The following is a 15,618-nucleotide window of genomic DNA, read 5'->3' as shown; positions in this document are numbered from 1 at the left end:
TTCCCGGTCACCACCGGCGTTCGCATTTCCTCGTCCACCGGCGAAGCGCGCGCCCGAACTCCGATGTCGACAAGGGCACATGCATTCGTCGGTCACCGCGCTATTTCGCTTCGCCGAACGGACACGCATGCAAATCGGTGACGACATCGTCCTGAATGCCACACCATGGCTGTGCGCACGGGAGTCGTCCGGAACGACCATTCGAGAAGGACGTGGCCCTGGTGATCCGCGCACCCTTGTCGCATCCAGTTTCTCCAGGAGCAGTCATGTCCAACTCCGCCATGCCCGGCCGCGCCGGGCACCTCGGCAGCTGGTTCGCCGACCGCGGGGTGCGCACGAAAGTGCTCGCCGCCGTGTCGGTCGCCGCCGTCGTCGCCCTGGTCGTCGGTGTGCTCGGCCTGGCCTCCCTCGGCAGCGCCGCCGAGCGCACCCAGAAGATGCACTCGCAGCACGTGGTCGGTACCCAGCTGGCCGAGGAGATGCGGTTCCAGCTGATGAACGTCCGGTTCACCAGCACCAGCCGCTCCTACGCCACCACCCCTGAGCTCAAGCAGCGCTACACCGACGACCGGGTGGCCGCACGGGAGGCACTGAAGACCGCCGGCCGGAGCTACCTGACCATGCCCGGCGTCTCCACCGAGGAGCTCGGCCTCGTGCAGGGTGTCCTCGACGGGGTCGAGGAGTACTTCACCATCGCCGGCACCATGGACGCGCTGATCGGAGCGGGCCGGATGGCGGAGTTCAACGACGTGCGGGCCAACCAGATCACCCCGCTGACCGAGCGGATGGTCGCCGACCTCCAGACCCTCACCGAGCTCAAGGTGACGGAGGCGACCGCGGACGCGGACGCGGCGCAGGACTCCTACGCCTCCACTCGCACCGCTCTGCTGGCCACCTTGGTGGTCGGCCTCGTGCTCGCCGGGATCTGCGGCTTCCTCGTGGCTACCGGCTTCGCCCGCGGGGTCCGCCGGATCCAGGCCGCCGCCGAGGCGCTCGCCGCCGGTGACCTGACGCGCACCAGTGGTCTGCAGAGCCGTGACGAGCTCGGCCGGATGGGTCGCGCGCTGGACGAGGCCGTGGGCAGCCTGCGCTCGGTGCTGGGTGGTGTGGCCGCGTCGGCGGATGCGGTGGCGGCGTCGTCGGAGGAGCTCTCGGCATCCTCGGCGCAGATCTCGGCGGGTGCGGAGGAGACCGCGGCTCAGTCGGGTGTGGTGTCGGGTGCGGCCGAGGAGGTGTCGCGCAGCGTGCAGACGGTGGCCGCGGGTGCGGAGCAGATGGGTGCCTCGATCCGGGAGATCGCGAGCAACGCGGCGGAGGCCTCGGAGGTTGCGGCGCGTGCGGTGACGGCGGCGGAGACGACGACGGCCACCGTCGCCAAGCTGGGCGAGTCGAGCGCGGAGATCGGCAACGTGGTGAAGGTGATCACGAGCATCGCGGAGCAGACGAACCTGCTGGCGCTGAACGCCACGATCGAGGCCGCCCGCGCCGGTGAGGCCGGCAAGGGGTTCGCGGTGGTCGCGAACGAGGTGAAGGAGCTGGCGCAGGAGACGGCGAAGGCGACCGAGGACATCGCCCGCCGGGTGCAGGCGATCCAGGGCGACACGACGGCGGCGGTGGCGGCGATCGGGGAGATCAGCACGATCGTCGCGCAGATCTCCGACCGGCAGACCACCATCGCCAGCGCGGTGGAGGAGCAGACGGCGACGACGAGCGAGATGTCCCGCTCGGTGCAGGAGGCCGCCGGCGGCACCGGGCAGATCGCGGAGAACATCTCCGGGGTCTCCACCGCCGCCGATTCCACCACCCAGGCGCTCACCCAGACCCGCTCCGCCGTGGACGAGCTGTCCCGGATGGCCGCCGACCTGCGCACCACGGTGGGTCGCTTCACCTACTGAGACGGGCCCCTGGAAGACCCCGTCCCTCCGGCCCGCTCACGGGGGCGGGGCCTTCCCCCGGCCGGGGGGTCGGTCGCGGGCGATGAACTGCCGATAACACGGCTGACCGGTGTGGTGCGGGTTCACCTTGAATCCGCGGCCGATCCGCCGATGACCCAACGGGGCCGACTGTGCTCCGTCGCGATGAGAGAGAAGGCAGCAGTGGACGGTCTGGACGACATCGTCGAGGAATTCCTCGTCGAGAGCCACGAGAACCTCGATCAGCTCGACACCGACCTGGTCGCGCTCGAGCAGGAGCCGAACTCCCGTGAGCGGCTGTCCAGCATCTTCCGGACCATCCACACCATCAAGGGCACCAGCGGCTTCCTGGCGTTCAACCGCCTGGAGGAGGTCACGCACGTCGGCGAGAACATGCTCTCCCGCCTGCGTGACGGTGAGCTCGCCCTGACGCCCCAGCGCACCAGCGTGCTGCTGCAGATGGTCGACACGGTCCGGTCGCTGCTGACCTCGATCGAGGCGTCCGGGGGCGAGGGCTCGGTGGACGTCTCCGCCGTCGTCGCCGCCATCAGCGCGGCCATGGAGGACGGCCCGGCCGCCGTGGTCGAGGCCCCTGCGGTCGAGGCGCCTGCGGTCGAGGCCCCCGCGGCGGAGGAGGCCGCTCCGGCGGCACCCGCGAGGAAGGCGCCCGCCAAGCCGGCCGCGAAGGCCCCGGCCAAGCCGGCCGCGAAGGCCCCGGCCAAGCCGGCCGCGAAGGCCCCGGCCAAGCCGGCCGCGAAGGCCCCGGCCAAGCGCGCGCCGCGTGCCAAGGCCGTCCCCGCTCCCGTCGTCGAGGAGCTGCCCGAGAGCCCGCAGGAGGACCTGCGGACCGACCTGTCCGAGGAGCCGCTCACCCCGGCCCTCGCCGCCGAGGAGCACCCGGTGTCCGAGTCCGTCGCCGTCGACCACCCCGAGGGGGAGGCCGTCCCCGCCGACGCCGCCGCCGGCGGCCAGGTCCGCCGTGCCGTCGCCGACAGCACGATCCGCGTGGACGTCGACCTGCTCGACGAGCTCATGCTGCTCGTCGGTGAGCTGGTGCTCACCCGCAACCAGATCGTGCAGAACGTCGCACGGCAGACCGACACCGACCTGATCCGCGCCTCCCAGCGGCTCAACCTGATCGCCAGCGAGCTGCAGGAGGGCGTCATGAAGACGCGCATGCAGCCCATCGACCACATCTGGTCCAAGCTCCCGCGCGTCGTCCGCGACCTCGGTCTCCAGCTGAAGAAGTCCATCCGCCTGGAGATGGAGGGCCGGGAGACCGAGCTCGACAAGACGCTGCTCGAGGCCGTCAAGGACCCGCTGACCCACCTGGTCCGCAACTCCGTCGACCACGGCATCGAGGCGCCCGAGGACCGCAAGAAGGCGGGCAAGCCCACCGAGGGCGTCCTCACCCTGCGCGCCCGGCACGAGAGCGGCCAGGTCGTGGTCGAGGTGGCCGACGACGGCGCCGGGATCGACCCGGTCAAGCTCGGGGCCCGCGCCGTCCAGCGCGGTCTGCTCACCCAGGACGCGCTGTCCCGGATGAGCCCGGCGGACATCCTCCAGCTGATCTTCCTGCCCGGCTTCTCCACCGCCGCGGCGGTCACCAACGTCTCCGGCCGCGGCGTCGGCATGGACGTCGTCAAGACCAACATCGAGTCGATCGGCGGCACGATCGAGGTCGAGTCCGACCCGGGCGTGGGCACGGTCTGCCGGCTGCGTATCCCGCTGACGCTGGCGATCGTCCCCGCGCTGACCGTCGAGTGCGCCTCCGACCGGTACGCGATCCCGCAGATCAGCCTGCAGGAGCTCGTGTCGCTGGACGCCGAGAAGGCCGCCAACGCCGTCGAGGAGGTCGGCGGCGCGCCGGTCTACCGGCTCCGCGGGGAGCTGCTCCCGCTCGTCCGGCTCACCGATGTCCTGGGCCTGACCTCCGAGCGGCACGACGGGCACGTCGTCATCGCGGTCCTCCGCTCCGAGGGCCGGCGCTTCGGCCTCGTCGTGGACCGGGTCATCAACACCGAGGAGATCGTCGTCAAGGCCGTGGGCGGGCAGCTCAAGTCCATCGGCCTCTACTCGGGGGCGACCGTCCTCGGCGACGGCACGGTGGCGCTGATCCTCGACGTGCAGGCGCTCGCCCGTCGGGCGCTGCGCACCGAGAGCACCGACCGGCAGGAGGCCCGGGCCGGCTCGCTCCAGGTCGCGTCCGCCGAGACCGACCGGCAGCGGATGCTGCTGGCGGCCATCGGGGGCGGCCGCCGGGTGGCCATCCCGCTCGACACGGTCACCCGCCTCGAGCAGGTCCGCACCGAGGCGGTGGAGAAGGTCGGCAACCGGGAGGTCGTGCAGTACCGCGGGGCCATCCTGCCGATGGTCCGGCTGGACCGGCACCTGGGCGCCTACGGCGAGAGCGACCGGGAGGTGCTCGAGGTCATCGTCTACGCCGACCACGGCCGCAGCGTCGCCATCGTCGTGGAGGAGATCCTCGACATCGTCGACGGCGAGGCCGCCGTGCGCAGCGACATCGACGACATGGGTCTGCTCGGCTCCGCCGTCCTCGGGGACAAGGTCACCGAGCTGCTCGACGTCCGGGCCGCGATCCTCGCCGCCGACCCGGCGTTCTACTCCGCCCCTCCCACGACGACGCCCGACGGCGTCCCCACCGCTCTGCTGGAGGTCTGACGTGACCGCTCCGACCCACACCCTCGCGCCGGCGACCAGTGGCCAGCTGGCCACCTTCCGGCTGGACGGCGACCTGTACGGCATCGAGGTCGAGCACGTGCAGGAGGTGCTGCGCAGCCAGCAGCTCACCCGTGTGCCGCTCGCGCCGACGGCGGTCGCCGGCCTGATCAACCTGCGTGGCCAGGTGGTCACCGCGATCGAGCTGCGCGAGCGGCTCGGCCGGCCGCCGCGCCCCGAGGGCACCGACCCCGTCGTCATCGTCGTCCGGCTGCACGGCGAGGCGGTCAGCATGCTGGTCGACTCCATCGCCGACGTGGTCGATGTCGACGCCAGCGACTTCGAGGCGCCGCCGGACACGCTCGAGGGTCAGGCCCGTGACCTCATCCGCGGCGCCTACAAGCTCGACGGGAAGCTGCTGCTGGCGCTGGACGTCCAGAAGGCCGTCAGCGCTTAGTCATCCGTCCTCCTCCGGAGGACACCGCGGCCACGTGCCGTCCCCCGGTGGGCGGAGCGTGTCCGTCGTGCCTGCGCGGACCCTCCGGGCCCACTCGGCACGACCAGGCAGGAGTAGAGCGGCGGGGAGGGTGACCTCCCCGCCGCTCAGCCGTTTCCGGGGCCGAGGACGAGGGTCACCGTGAGACCGCCGCCGGGGGCGTTCGCCGCGGTCACCCGGCCGCCGTGGGCGGCGGCGACGGCGGCGACGATCGCCAGTCCCAGTCCGGCGCCGCCCCGCTCGTGCCGGGCGTCGTCCACGCGGCTGAAGCGGTCGAACAGCCGGGGCAGCCGGTCCGGTGGGACGCCGGGGCCCGTGTCGTGGACGGCGATCTCCGCGCTCTCGGGGCCGGTGGCGCGTACCTCCACGGTCACGGTCCCGCCGTCCGGCGTGTGCCGCAGCGCGTTGTCGACGAGGTTGGCCACCGCCCGCTCCACGCCCGCCGTGTCACCGCGCACCACCGCGGCCCCGGCGGTCCGCAGCCCCACCGCCCGCCGCGTCGCCAGGGTGCGGAACCGGCCGACCACCCGGTCGACGAGCTCGTCGAGGTCCAGGGGCCGGGAAGCCTCCAGGTGGCCGGTGTCGGCGCGGGCCAGCACGAGCAGGTCGTCGACCAGCCCGGAGAGCCGGCCGGCCTCGGCCAGCGCGGTGTCCAGACCTCCGCGCACCGACTCGTCGGCGGACCGGTCGCGGGCCAGTTCGACCTCCGCGGTGAGGATCGCCAGCGGCGTCCGCAGCTCGTGGCTGGAGTCGGCGGTGAACGCCCGCTCCCGGGCGACGGCGGCTGCCAGCCGGTCGAGCATGCCGTTGAGGGTCTGCACGAGGCGCCCGACCTCGTCCATGCGCGCGGGCGGGGACAGCCGCCGGGAGAGGTCGGCAGCGCTGAGCGTCAGCGCCTCGTCGGTCGCCCGCCGGACCGGCGCCAGCCCCCGGCGGGCGATGCCGTAGCCGAGGAAGCCGGCGAGGACGGTGGCCAGCCCGGCGGCCGGCAGGAAGCCGGCGACGAACGCCTCCTGGGCGTCGGACACCTCGTCGAGCTCGGTGGCCACGACGGCGACCGCGTCCCCGTACGGGACGGCGAGGGCCCGCACCTGGTCCCCGTCCGCGCTGACCGTGCGGAGCAGCGGGTCGCCCTCCCGCGCGCGGGCGAGATCGGCGGGGTCGAGCAGCGGCCCGTCGGCCACGTCGTCGCCGGCCGCGCCCACCACCTCCCCGTCGTCGACGATCTGCACCGTGCGGTCGGCGAGGTCGAGCCCCAGCCCGTCCTCGTCGACGTCCCGCCCGGCCAGGTCGTCCGGCAGAACGGCTGCCAGGTCGGCGAGCCGCTGGTCCACCCCTTCCCGCAGGGCGCTGCCCAGCAGGAGGTGCACCACCACCCCGACCAGCGCCAGCAGCACGGCGAGCGAGGCAGCCGTCAGCGTCGCCAGCCGGACGCTGATCGTCGGGCGGGGGACCGCCCTCACGGCGCGGGGTCCGCGCAGGCCACCCGGTAGCCCGACCCGCGCACGGTCTGCACGAGGTCCAGACCGAACCGCCGGTCGATCTTGTCGCGGAGGTACTTCACGTAGACGTCGACCACGTTGGACTGACCGTCGTAGTCGTGCCCCCAGACCTGTTCGAGGATCTGCGCCCGCGAGAGCACGTGCCCGGGGTGGCGCAGCAGGAACTCCAGCAGGGTGAACTCGCGGCGGGAGAGCTCCACGACCTGACCCGCGCAGTGCACCACGCGGCCGGCCGGATCCAGGGTGAGCGGCCCGCAGCCGAGCACTGCCGGGCGCGGCGGGGCGCCGCGGCGCTGCAGGGCGCGCAGCCTGCTGAGCAGCTCGGTGAAGGCGAACGGCTTGACCAGGTAGTCGTCGGCGCCGGCGTCCAGGCCCTGCACCCGGTCCGGAACGGCGTCCCGGGCCGTGAGCATGAGCACCGGCGTCCACACCCGCCGGTCGCGCAGCGCTACGCAGACGGCGAAGCCGTCCATGCCCGGGAGCATGACGTCGAGCACGACGGCGTCGTAGCTCCCGGTCGCGGCCCGGGCGAGCCCGGCCGGACCGTCGGCGACGGCGTCCACGGCGTGCCCGGCCTCCGTCAGGCCCCGCACGAGGACGTCCCGCATGTTGCCGTGGTCCTCGACGACCAGAACGCGCATGGCCGCAAGGCTGGCACGGCCGGATGAGGGGACGGTGAGAGCGGCGCTCAGCTGCGGCTCATCGGATCCTCATCCGGCGCGGGCACCGTGGTCGACGGGCCCGGCACCCGGCCGGACCGTGGAGGAGGAACACCCATGCGCATCACGAAGCGAGCCGCCGTCGTCACCGCCGGCACGGCCGTCGTCCTGGCCGCGGCGGGCGGGGTGGCCGTCGCCACCGCCGGCGGCGGGGACGGGGACGACCTGGCCCGCCCGGGCACCGTCGCGGTCGACGAGTCCGCCCTGCCGGAGGACGACGCCGACGAGCGGGAGGCGCTCGCGGGGCTCGTCACCGTGGCCGAGGACGACGCCGCCGACGCGGCGGTGGACTCCCTGGGCGGCGGCGAGGTCATCGGCGCCGAACTGGAGGACGAGGACGGCTACGTCGTCTGGGAGGTCGAGGTCCGCGCCGACGACGGCTCGCTGCACGAAGTGACCGTCGATGCCGGGGACGCCGCTGTGCTCGGGTCCGAGGTCGACGACGACGCCGGGGACGACGACTGATCCAGGATCACAACGCCCATCACGCACAGTCACGGCTAACTGACAGAGCATGATGCGACACGCCTAGTAGGCGGACGGTCACTCCAGCGAACGGGTGACGACTGCATGGCGCTCGGCGGACAGGGCAGACAGCATGGGTCGTCCCGTTCGCCGAGCCCTGGAGGCCCTGCCGTGCCCTACTCGCTGGTCAGTGCCGCCACCCTCGGTTTCGACCTGGTCCGTCTCCCGGGCGGCCGCGCGGTCGCCGAGGTGCTGCTCGCCGGACTGGGGGCCGACGAGCCGGCGATCACCCGCCTGGCCGAGGTCCACCCCGGGCGCGGGCTGGACCGCGAGCAGCGCGGCGTGCGGGCGGTCCGGTCCCGCCGGGCGCGGGAGATGGCCGCCGCGGTGCCGCACGTGCGCACCGCCGCCGACGCCGCCCAGGGCACCGGGGACCGCACCGCCTTGCTCGTCCGCCAGCTGGAGATGGGCACCATCGGCGACGCCCCCACGCTGGAGCGGCTGCTCCGCGAGGACGTCCTGGGCCACGAGCACGCCCTCTCCGGCCGGCTCGACGCCGACATCTGGGAGCAGGCCGCCGAGGTCCTCGCCGACGCCGCCGTCGGCTTCTGGGCCGCCGGCGTGCTGCCGCCCCTGGTGCGCCGCGAGCTGACCGCCGCCTTCGACCGTGCGCTGGACACCGGCCCGCTGGCCGGCCCCGCCGGGTGGGCGCTGGAGCACGCCGCGGAGCTGAACGGCTTCCTCGCCGCCGTGCGTGACCTGGACGACGCCGGCCGGTCGCGCTGGCGGGTGGCCGTCGACGAGGGCCGCGCCGCCCACCGGCCCTGGGCCACCGCGATGCACGAGGCCTCGTGGGGAGCGCACGTCTCCGGGCGCACCCGGGCGCTGGCCGCGGCGCACCTGCTCGCCGTCCAGGCGTTCCTCGACGGTGGCTTCGACCTGCACGACGGCGCGGCCGGGGTCTGGAACGCCGTGGCCGGGTGCGTCCAGGCGGTCGTCCTCGACGACCTGCTCGGCACCGAGAGCTCCGCGGTGCTGCGTGCGCCGGGCCACCGGGTCGGCGCTCTCTCCTGACCGGCCCGCGGCGGTCCACGCCGCACGGTTCCCACCCCGGTCGGCGATCAATTCCGGGGCCTGTGTCGACAATGGTCGAGACGGTCGCCGCACCTGCCATTGTCGACATTCGTTGACGGCGAAAAGATAGCGCCACACCTTCTGCGTGTCGGCTGTATTCGGCCCGTCCGCCGCCGAGAATCCCAGGCAGCACCAGCCCGTCCCGGCCGCTACCCCGCGCGCCCGTGCGGCGCTGGGGCGTCCCGGAGAGCGCGGCGCTCCCACCCGAGATCGGCCCCGACCATTCCGCGGAATGCCTGTCGTGGTCGCCGGGCCGGCAGCGCCGTGGCTCTGTGCCGCCGTGCCGCGGAATTCCGTCGTCGATCGCCAGAGCATTCCGGGGACGTCGGTCCGCACCGCCGAAGGGCTCAAGCCCCAGGCGGAGATGCCGATACAGACAACGAGCCCGCCGGTCGGCGCGGGCAGGGGCCAGGAGGACGTGTGAACCCGATCAGGGTGATGGTGGTCGACGACTCGGTCGTCGTCCGCAAGATCGTCACCGACGTGCTCTCCGCGGACCCCGGCATCGAGGTCGTGGGCACCGCCGTCAACGGCAGGGCCGCCGTCAGCAAGCTGGATCAGCTCAAGCCCGACCTGGTCACGATGGACATCGAGATGCCGGAGATGAACGGCATCGAGGCGGTGCGCGCCATCCGGGGCATGCGCAGCCGGGTGCCGATCATCATGTTCAGCACGCTCACCGAGCGCGGCGCCACCGCGACCCTGGACGCGCTGTCGGCCGGTGCCAACGACTACGTCACCAAGCCGGCCAACGTCGGCAGCGTGGCGCAGTCGATGGAGAGCGTCCGCGAGCAGCTGATCCCCAAGATCAAGGCGCTGACCGGCCGGCCGATGACGCCGTCGCGTGCCACCGCCTACGCACCCCCGCCGCCGCGCCCGGCCGCGCCGCGAACCGGCCCGAGCAAGAAGCCGGCGGTCCTGGTCATCGGGTCCTCGACCGGCGGACCCGAGGCGCTCGCCCGGGTGCTGCCCGCACTGCCGGCCACCCTGCCCGTGCCGGTACTGCTGGCCCAGCACATGCCCCCGGTGTTCACCCGGCAGTTCGCCCAACGCCTCGACCGGCTGAGCCCCCTGCGCGTGGTGGAGGCCGTCGACGGCACCCCGCTGGCGCCCGGCACCGTGCACCTCGCCCCCGGGGACCACCACCTCGTCGTCCGCGCCAACGGCCGCGCGGGCTTCTCCACCTCGCTCAACCAGGGGCCCCCGGAGAACTTCTGCCGCCCCGCGGTCGACCCGCTCTTCCGCTCGGCCGTGGCCGCCTTCGACGGTGCCGTGCTCGGCGTCGTGCTGACCGGCATGGGCGCCGACGGGCGCAACGGCTGCGGGGAGATCCGCAACGCCGGCGGGGTGGTCGTCGTGCAGGACCAGGCGACCTCGGTCGTCTGGGGCATGCCCGGCGCCGTCGCCCAGGCCGGCTACGCCGACGAGGTCCTGCCCCTCGACCGGATCGCCGAAGCCATCCAGCGGCACCTCGCCGGTGCCGCGCCCCTGAACACCGCAACAGCTATGGCCGTGGGAGGTCGTCGATGAGCCTGACCGCGACCAGTTTCGACTGGGTCCGAGAACTCGTCCGCAAGGAGAGCGCCATCGTCCTCCAGCCGGGCAAGGAGTACCTGGTGGAGGCGCGCCTCCTGCCGATCGCCCGGCAGATGGGCCTGGCCGACGTCACCAAGCTGGTGGAGTCGGTGCGGGTGCGTCCCGACCTGGACAGCACACGGCGGATCGTCGAGGCGCTCACCACCAATGAGACGTCCTGGTTCCGCGACGGGGACCCGTTCACCGCGCTGACCTCGACGGTGCTCCCGGCCCTGCTGCAGGCCCGCGGCCCGAACGAGCGGCTGCAGATCTGGTCGGCGGCCTGCTCCAGCGGGCAGGAGCCGTACACGATCGCGATGCTCCTGGACGACGCGCTGCCCAACGCCACCTCGCGCGTGTCGATCACCGCGACCGATCTCTCCCGCGAGATGGTGCAGCGCACGCGGGCGGGGCGGTTCAGCCAGCTCGAGGTCAACCGCGGCCTGCCGGCCCCGATGCTGGTCCGGCACTTCACCCGGGCCGGCACGGAGTGGGAGGTGTCGGCCAACCTGCGCCGGATGGTCAACGCCACCGAGTGCAACCTCGCCGCCCCGCTGCCGCGGATGGGCCCCTTCGACGTGGTCTACCTGCGGAACGTGCTCATCTACTTCGACCTGCCCACCAAGCAGTCGATCCTCCGCCGTGTGCGGGACCTCATGCGACCTGACGGCTGGCTCTTCCTCGGCGCCGCCGAGACCACGCTCGGGGTCGACGACTCATGGGAGCGGGTCGTCATCGGCCGCAGCTCCGCCTACCGCCCACTGAAGGGGAAGTAATGCGTGCCTTGGTGATCGACGATTCCCGCGCCATGCGGCGGATCGTCACCGGCATCCTCACCGACCTCGGTTACGAGGTCCGCGACGCCGGCCACGGTGGTGAGGGCCTCGACGTGCTGAACGAGGGGTGGGCCCCCGACCTCGCCACGATCGACTGGAACATGCCGGTGATGGACGGGCTGCAGTTCGTCTCCGCCGTCCGGGCCAACCCGGCGTGGCGCCGGATGACCATGATGATGGTCACCTCGGAGAGCGAGCACACCCAGATCGTCCGGGCCCTGGCCGCCGGCGCGCACGAGTACATGATCAAGCCGTTCACCGCCGACGCCTTCCGCGACAAGCTCGCGCTGCTCGGCCTGCTCCCGCAGGAGGTCTCCCTGTGACCGCCATGGACACCGGCGAGCGTCGTCGGTCCACCGATCCCCGTCCGGTCATCGCCGAGCTGATCGACGCGGCCACCATCCTGTCGATCGCGGCGGAGACCTGGATCTCCCTGGTCGGCGAGGACGAGGTGCTCGTCCCGGTGCCCGGTGCCCTGCCCGCCGACATCCTCTCCAGCTGGGTCGACATCGTCGGCCCGTGGACGGGCAGCGTCGTCCTCACCACCGGCCGCGCCACCGCGGACGAGCTCTCGCGTGCACTGCTGCGCGAGCACGCTCCCGCTGTGCTCGACGACGAGGACGTCGCCGACGCCTTCGGCGAGATCGCCAACGTGGTCGGCGGCAGCGTCAAGGCCGCGCTGCCCGGCCACTCGGCCCTGAGCCTGCCCCAGGTCGGTAACGCACCGCTGGTGCGCAACCCGGCCGACGTCTGCCGCATCGACGTCGTCTGGCGCGGCGAGCCGGTCGCCATCTCCGTGCAGGGCGCCCTCCCGCCGCTGCCCGTCCCCACCCCCACCCGCGAGAACGAGGTGTCCTTGTGAAGATCCTGATCGCCGACGACAGCCGCGTCATGCGGCAGATCGTCATCCGCACGCTGCGCCAGGCCGGCTACGACGACCACGACATCGTCGAGGCCGAGGACGGCGCCGACGCGCTGGCCAAGGTCTCGGCGGAGAAGCCGGACCTGGTGCTGTCCGACTGGAACATGCCGAACATGACCGGCATCGAGTGCCTGCAGGCGCTGCGGGCCTCCGGCTCCGCCGTCCCCTTCGGCTTCGTGACCTCCGAGGGCTCCCCGGAGATGCGGGAGAAGGCCGCCAGTGCCGGCGCGCTGTTCCTCATCGCCAAGCCCTTCACCGAGGACACCTTCAAGGAGCACCTGGACGGGGTGATCGCATGACCGCCCCCCCCACCGGTGTGCAGCTGCCCGTCGCCAAGGACATCCGCGACATGCTCACCGGCCTGGTCGGCCGGCCGGTCACCGTCGCCCCCGGGGCGCCGGTGACGCCGACGCCGGATCGGCCGGTGGCGGTCGCCGTCTACGTCGACCCCCAGATGAGCGTCAACGCGCTCTGCCTCATGGACCTGGGTGCCGCCGCCTACACCGGCTCCGCCCTCGCCCTGCTGCCCCCCGGGGGTGCGCAGGACGCGGTCGAGGAGGACGGCGAGCTGACCGGCATGCAGGTCGAGGCGCTGCACGAGGTGGTGAACGTGCTCTCCGCGCTGTTCAACACCCCGGGCGCCCCGCACTCCAAGCTGCACAAGCTGTACGCCCCGGGCGAGGACCTTCCCGGCGACCTGGAGGGCATGCTGGCCGCCTTCAACCGGGTGGACCTCGCCATCGAGGTGCCCACCTACGGCAAGGGAGCGCTCTCCTTCGTCGTGCCGTGAGGGTGACCCCGCGGCCCTCCGTGATCGTCGAGACCCCCGCCGCCTCCGGGCGACGGGGGTCTCGACGTGTTGCACGTGGAACAGGTGTCTAGCTCGCCGCCGGCTCACGGTTCTCCGTCTCGGTCGGCAGGCAGGCCCAGACGTGCTTGCACTCCTCGTCGACGTACCAGCCGTGGGCGACCGACAGGCGGGCCACCAGCTGCAGGCCCATGCCGCCCCGTGCCGGGTCGCGGTCGACCGTGGGCGCGGGCATCGCCTCCGGGGCCCGATCGCTCACGTCGAGCAGCCACCCGCCGCTGCCGGCCACGATGGTGGCCACCACGGGGTGCTCCCCGTGGCGCAGGGCGTTGGAGGCCAGCTCGTCGAACGCCAGCACCAGCTGCTCGCCGCACTCCTCGTCGATGGGCGGGTGCCCCACGTCCCGGAGCCGGGACCGGAGGGCCGCACGGGCCGCAGGGAGCTCGGCGAGGGCACGGAGCCGCCAGCGCCACACCTCGCCGCGCCCGTCCGGCAACGGCCGCACCGGCCACGCGAGTCGCCCCATGCGTCCCCCTCGACTCGGGTTCACGACCGTCCCGTGGTGCCCCGCCCGGACAACTGTCAACCCCCTGCGGCGCGGTCGCGGAGCAGTGTGGGCCGTATCACCACGGCCGCCCGTGGGTGCCGGGGCACTCCGTCAGTCGGGGTGCCGCAGCAGGTACCGGCCGAAGTGCGGCACGGTGAAGGCGATCTGGCCCCGCTCGGCGGAGTAGACCAGCCCCTTCTTGATCAGCGAGTCGCGCGCGGGGGAGAGGGACGCCGGCTTGCGGCCGAGGGCGACCGCGACCTCCGAGGTGGCCACCGCGGTGCCGCCGGGGCCGCCCAGCTCGGCCATGGCGTGCATGTACTCCCGCTCGGCCGGGGTGGCGCGGTCGTAGCGCGAGCCGAAGAAGCCCACGGCGAGCTCGGCCTCGGCGACCGGCGCGGCCATCGCGACGTCGGCGGGGGTGATGGGGGAGGAGGCGGCGACGTCCCAGGTGACCTTGCCGTAGGCCTGCACGAAGTAGGGGTACCCGTCGGCCGCCTCGTAGAGGGCATCCAGCGCGGCGGGCTCGAAGGTGACGTCCTCGCGCTCGGCGGGGGCGAGCAGGGCGCGGTCGGCGGCCTCGCGCTCGAGCCGGTCGATCCGCAGGTAGCGGAACAGCCGCTCCGAGTAGCTCTTCGAGGCCGAGAGCACTGCCGGCAGGTGGGGGAGCCCGGCGCCGACGACGATCAGCGGCGCCCCCTGCTGGGAGAGCTCGTGGCAGGCCGCGCAGATGGCCGAGACGTCGTCGGCCTGGATGTCCTGCATCTCGTCGATGAACAGGGCGATGCCGCTGCCGATGTCGGCGGCCACCCCCGCGGCGTCGCTGAGCAGCTCCACCAGGTCGATCTCCATGTCGCCGGAGTCGGCCCGCCCGGTCGCCGCGGGGACGTCGATGCCCGGCTGCCAGCGGTCGCGCACCTTGGCCTCGGCCGCGTTCACCCGCTGCGCGAAGGCCTTGACCACCCCGAGCACCTCGGCGACCGACTCCTGGTCGCCGTGGCGGGGGCCCAGCTCCCGCAGCGCCATGTGCAGTGCGGAGGAGATGGGGCGGCGCAGCGACTGCTCGGGCCGCGCCTCGATCTTGCCGGTGCCCCAGCCCCGGGAGATCGCCGCCGAGCGGAGCTGGTTGAGCAGCACCGTCTTGCCCACGCCGCGCAGCCCGGTGAGCACCAGCGACCGCTCCGGCCGGCCCCGGGCGATGCGCTCCAGGACGACGTCGAACGCGGAGAGCTCGCCGTCGCGGCCGGCCAGCTCGGGCGGGCGCTGGCCCGCGCCCGGGGCGTAGGGGTTCCGCACGGGATCCATGCCGAGCACCGTATGGGCTTCTCTAGCGCCCGCCGTAGAGATTCGTAGAAGGGGCTCGCGCGTGTCGCGTGGGGCGGGTGGTGCGCCAGGGGCGCCGCGCGCCGTCGCGAGGTCCGTATCAGCTCGTCTAGCGCGGCAGCTAGACGGCGCCATACGGGGGTCGAGAACCGGCCGTCGCGCGTCCCACGGCAGCACACCCTTCTCTCCGCCTCTCTGGCACCGGGGCTAGACGCGGCTAGACGGCCGCAGATCCCACGATCCGCCGCGCACCGGCGTTAGCGTGGCCACCGTGATCAAGTTCGCGCTCAAGGTGGTCATCCTCGGGGCGGTCTTCTACGCCCTGACCTACTTCGACGTGCTGCCGGGGCTGGAGGTCGTCCCGAACCCCGACGCGCCCCTGGGCGAGTTCGGCACCTACCTGTGGATCGCGCTCATCTTCGGCGTCGTCAACGCGATCGTGGGACCGATCCTGCGCCTGCTGTCGCTGCCCTTCGTGCTCCTCACGCTCGGCCTGTTCCTGCTGCTGATCAACGCCGCGCTGCTGGGGCTCACCGCCGCGATCACCGACCGCCTGATGGTCGACGGCTTCGGCACGGCCGTCATCGGCGGGCTGATCCTCGCCGTGGCCGGCTGGGTCGCCGACCAGTTGCTCGACCGCTGAGCGCGCGGGCCCGCGCCCGGTGCTCGCGTCGCCGTGACGGCGGTCTCAGTGGGCAG

General features: G+C 73.2%; 16 protein-coding genes. 12 read left to right on the top strand and 4 right to left on the bottom strand.

Going from position 1 to position 15,618, the window contains the following annotated elements:
• Positions 1–266: 266 nt before the first annotated feature.
• The 3 genes from ACI79S_RS00850 to ACI79S_RS00840 all read left to right on the top strand — a co-directional run bounded on the left by ACI79S_RS00850 (position 267) and on the right by ACI79S_RS00840 (position 5,049).
• A complete protein-coding gene (locus ACI79S_RS00850) occupies positions 267–1,895 on the top strand; it encodes a methyl-accepting chemotaxis protein (RefSeq protein WP_456591550.1) in 1,629 nt (542 codons plus the stop codon).
• A 201-nt stretch (positions 1,896–2,096) separates the two neighbouring features.
• Positions 2,097–4,595: a chemotaxis protein CheW gene (locus tag ACI79S_RS00845; RefSeq protein WP_456591549.1), complete on the top strand. Its 2,499-nt coding sequence runs from the start codon at positions 2,097–2,099 to the stop codon at positions 4,593–4,595.
• A 1-nt stretch (position 4,596) separates the two neighbouring features.
• Positions 4,597–5,049 carry a chemotaxis protein CheW gene (locus ACI79S_RS00840; RefSeq protein WP_456591548.1) on the top strand — a complete coding sequence of 151 codons (453 nt, stop codon included), beginning with the start codon at positions 4,597–4,599 and terminating at the stop codon, positions 5,047–5,049.
• Positions 5,050–5,195: 146 nt separating this feature from the next.
• On the opposite strand, the gene ACI79S_RS00835 is transcribed toward ACI79S_RS00840, so the two are convergent.
• Together ACI79S_RS00835 and ACI79S_RS00830 are read right to left on the bottom strand one after the other, a co-directional pair.
• Positions 5,196–6,551: an ATP-binding protein gene (locus ACI79S_RS00835; protein ID WP_456591547.1), complete on the bottom strand. Its 1,356-nt coding sequence runs from the start codon at positions 6,549–6,551 to the stop codon at positions 5,196–5,198.
• Positions 6,548–7,231 (bottom strand): response regulator transcription factor, encoded by a 684-nt coding sequence (locus tag ACI79S_RS00830; RefSeq protein WP_456591546.1) that lies wholly within the window; start codon positions 7,229–7,231, stop codon positions 6,548–6,550. Before ACI79S_RS00830 ends, ACI79S_RS00835 begins: the two co-directional genes overlap by 4 nt.
• A gap of 135 nt (positions 7,232–7,366) precedes the next feature.
• On the opposite strand from ACI79S_RS00830, the gene ACI79S_RS00825 reads away from it, so the two are divergent.
• The 8 genes from ACI79S_RS00825 (at position 7,367) to ACI79S_RS00790 (ending at position 13,031) form a co-directional block, all read left to right on the top strand.
• Positions 7,367–7,774: a PepSY domain-containing protein gene (locus tag ACI79S_RS00825; protein WP_456591545.1), complete on the top strand. Its 408-nt coding sequence runs from the start codon at positions 7,367–7,369 to the stop codon at positions 7,772–7,774.
• Between the two features lie 171 nt (positions 7,775–7,945).
• Positions 7,946–8,848 carry a hypothetical protein gene (locus tag ACI79S_RS00820; protein WP_456591544.1) on the top strand — a complete coding sequence of 301 codons (903 nt, stop codon included), beginning with the start codon at positions 7,946–7,948 and terminating at the stop codon, positions 8,846–8,848.
• Positions 8,849–9,328: 480 nt separating this feature from the next.
• Positions 9,329–10,438, top strand: coding sequence for a protein-glutamate methylesterase/protein-glutamine glutaminase (locus ACI79S_RS00815; RefSeq protein ID WP_456591543.1), 1,110 nt, complete (start codon positions 9,329–9,331; stop codon positions 10,436–10,438).
• Entirely contained in the window at positions 10,435–11,259 is an 825-nt protein-coding gene (locus ACI79S_RS00810) for a CheR family methyltransferase (RefSeq protein WP_456591542.1), read from the top strand. Before ACI79S_RS00815 ends, ACI79S_RS00810 begins: the two co-directional genes overlap by 4 nt.
• On the top strand, positions 11,259–11,642 hold the full coding sequence (locus ACI79S_RS00805) for a response regulator (protein ID WP_456591541.1): 384 nt from the start codon (positions 11,259–11,261) through the stop codon (positions 11,640–11,642). The genes ACI79S_RS00810 and ACI79S_RS00805 overlap by 1 nt, the downstream gene beginning before the upstream one ends.
• A gap of 5 nt (positions 11,643–11,647) precedes the next feature.
• A complete protein-coding gene (locus ACI79S_RS00800) occupies positions 11,648–12,181 on the top strand; it encodes a chemotaxis protein CheX (protein ID WP_456591718.1) in 534 nt (177 codons plus the stop codon).
• A complete protein-coding gene (locus ACI79S_RS00795; protein ID WP_456591540.1) occupies positions 12,178–12,540 on the top strand; it encodes a response regulator in 363 nt (120 codons plus the stop codon). The genes ACI79S_RS00800 and ACI79S_RS00795 overlap by 4 nt, the downstream gene beginning before the upstream one ends.
• Positions 12,537–13,031: a hypothetical protein gene (locus ACI79S_RS00790; RefSeq protein WP_456591539.1), complete on the top strand. Its 495-nt coding sequence runs from the start codon at positions 12,537–12,539 to the stop codon at positions 13,029–13,031. The genes ACI79S_RS00795 and ACI79S_RS00790 overlap by 4 nt, the downstream gene beginning before the upstream one ends.
• Positions 13,032–13,119: 88 nt before the next feature.
• On the opposite strand, the gene ACI79S_RS00785 is transcribed toward ACI79S_RS00790, so the two are convergent.
• Entirely contained in the window at positions 13,120–13,575 is a 456-nt protein-coding gene (locus ACI79S_RS00785; protein WP_456591538.1) for an ATP-binding protein, read from the bottom strand.
• Positions 13,576–13,707: 132 nt separating this feature from the next.
• Positions 13,708–14,901: an AAA family ATPase gene (locus tag ACI79S_RS00780; RefSeq protein ID WP_456591537.1), complete on the bottom strand. Its 1,194-nt coding sequence runs from the start codon at positions 14,899–14,901 to the stop codon at positions 13,708–13,710.
• Positions 14,902–15,190: 289 nt separating this feature from the next.
• Between ACI79S_RS00780 and ACI79S_RS00775 the strand changes: the two genes are divergently transcribed.
• Positions 15,191–15,562, top strand: a complete 372-nt coding sequence (locus tag ACI79S_RS00775) for a phage holin family protein (protein ID WP_456590167.1) — start codon at positions 15,191–15,193, stop codon at positions 15,560–15,562.
• Positions 15,563–15,618: the final 56 nt, after the last annotated feature.

The sequence above is a fragment of the Blastococcus sp. SYSU DS1024 genome, from assembly GCF_054050795.1.
Note: the sequence above shows the minus strand (reverse complement) of the source record. Positions and strands in the feature narration are given on the sequence as shown.

Excerpts from the sequence above, each read along its gene's own strand:
- ACI79S_RS00850 (WP_456591550.1), top strand. The coding sequence starts at position 267 with ATGTCCAACTCCGCCATGCCCGGCCGCGCCGGGCACCTCGGCAGCTGG.
- ACI79S_RS00830 (WP_456591546.1), bottom strand. The coding sequence starts at position 7,231 with ATGCGCGTTCTGGTCGTCGAGGACCACGGCAACATGCGGGACGTCCTC.
- ACI79S_RS00825 (WP_456591545.1), top strand. The coding sequence starts at position 7,367 with ATGCGCATCACGAAGCGAGCCGCCGTCGTCACCGCCGGCACGGCCGTC.
- ACI79S_RS00800 (WP_456591718.1), top strand. The coding sequence starts at position 11,648 with ATGGACACCGGCGAGCGTCGTCGGTCCACCGATCCCCGTCCGGTCATC.
- ACI79S_RS00805 (WP_456591541.1), top strand. The coding sequence starts at position 11,259 with ATGCGTGCCTTGGTGATCGACGATTCCCGCGCCATGCGGCGGATCGTC.
- ACI79S_RS00785 (WP_456591538.1), bottom strand. The coding sequence starts at position 13,575 with ATGGGGCGACTCGCGTGGCCGGTGCGGCCGTTGCCGGACGGGCGCGGC.
- ACI79S_RS00780 (WP_456591537.1), bottom strand. The coding sequence starts at position 14,901 with ATGGATCCCGTGCGGAACCCCTACGCCCCGGGCGCGGGCCAGCGCCCG.
- ACI79S_RS00810 (WP_456591542.1), top strand. The coding sequence starts at position 10,435 with ATGAGCCTGACCGCGACCAGTTTCGACTGGGTCCGAGAACTCGTCCGC.
- ACI79S_RS00790 (WP_456591539.1), top strand. The coding sequence starts at position 12,537 with ATGACCGCCCCCCCCACCGGTGTGCAGCTGCCCGTCGCCAAGGACATC.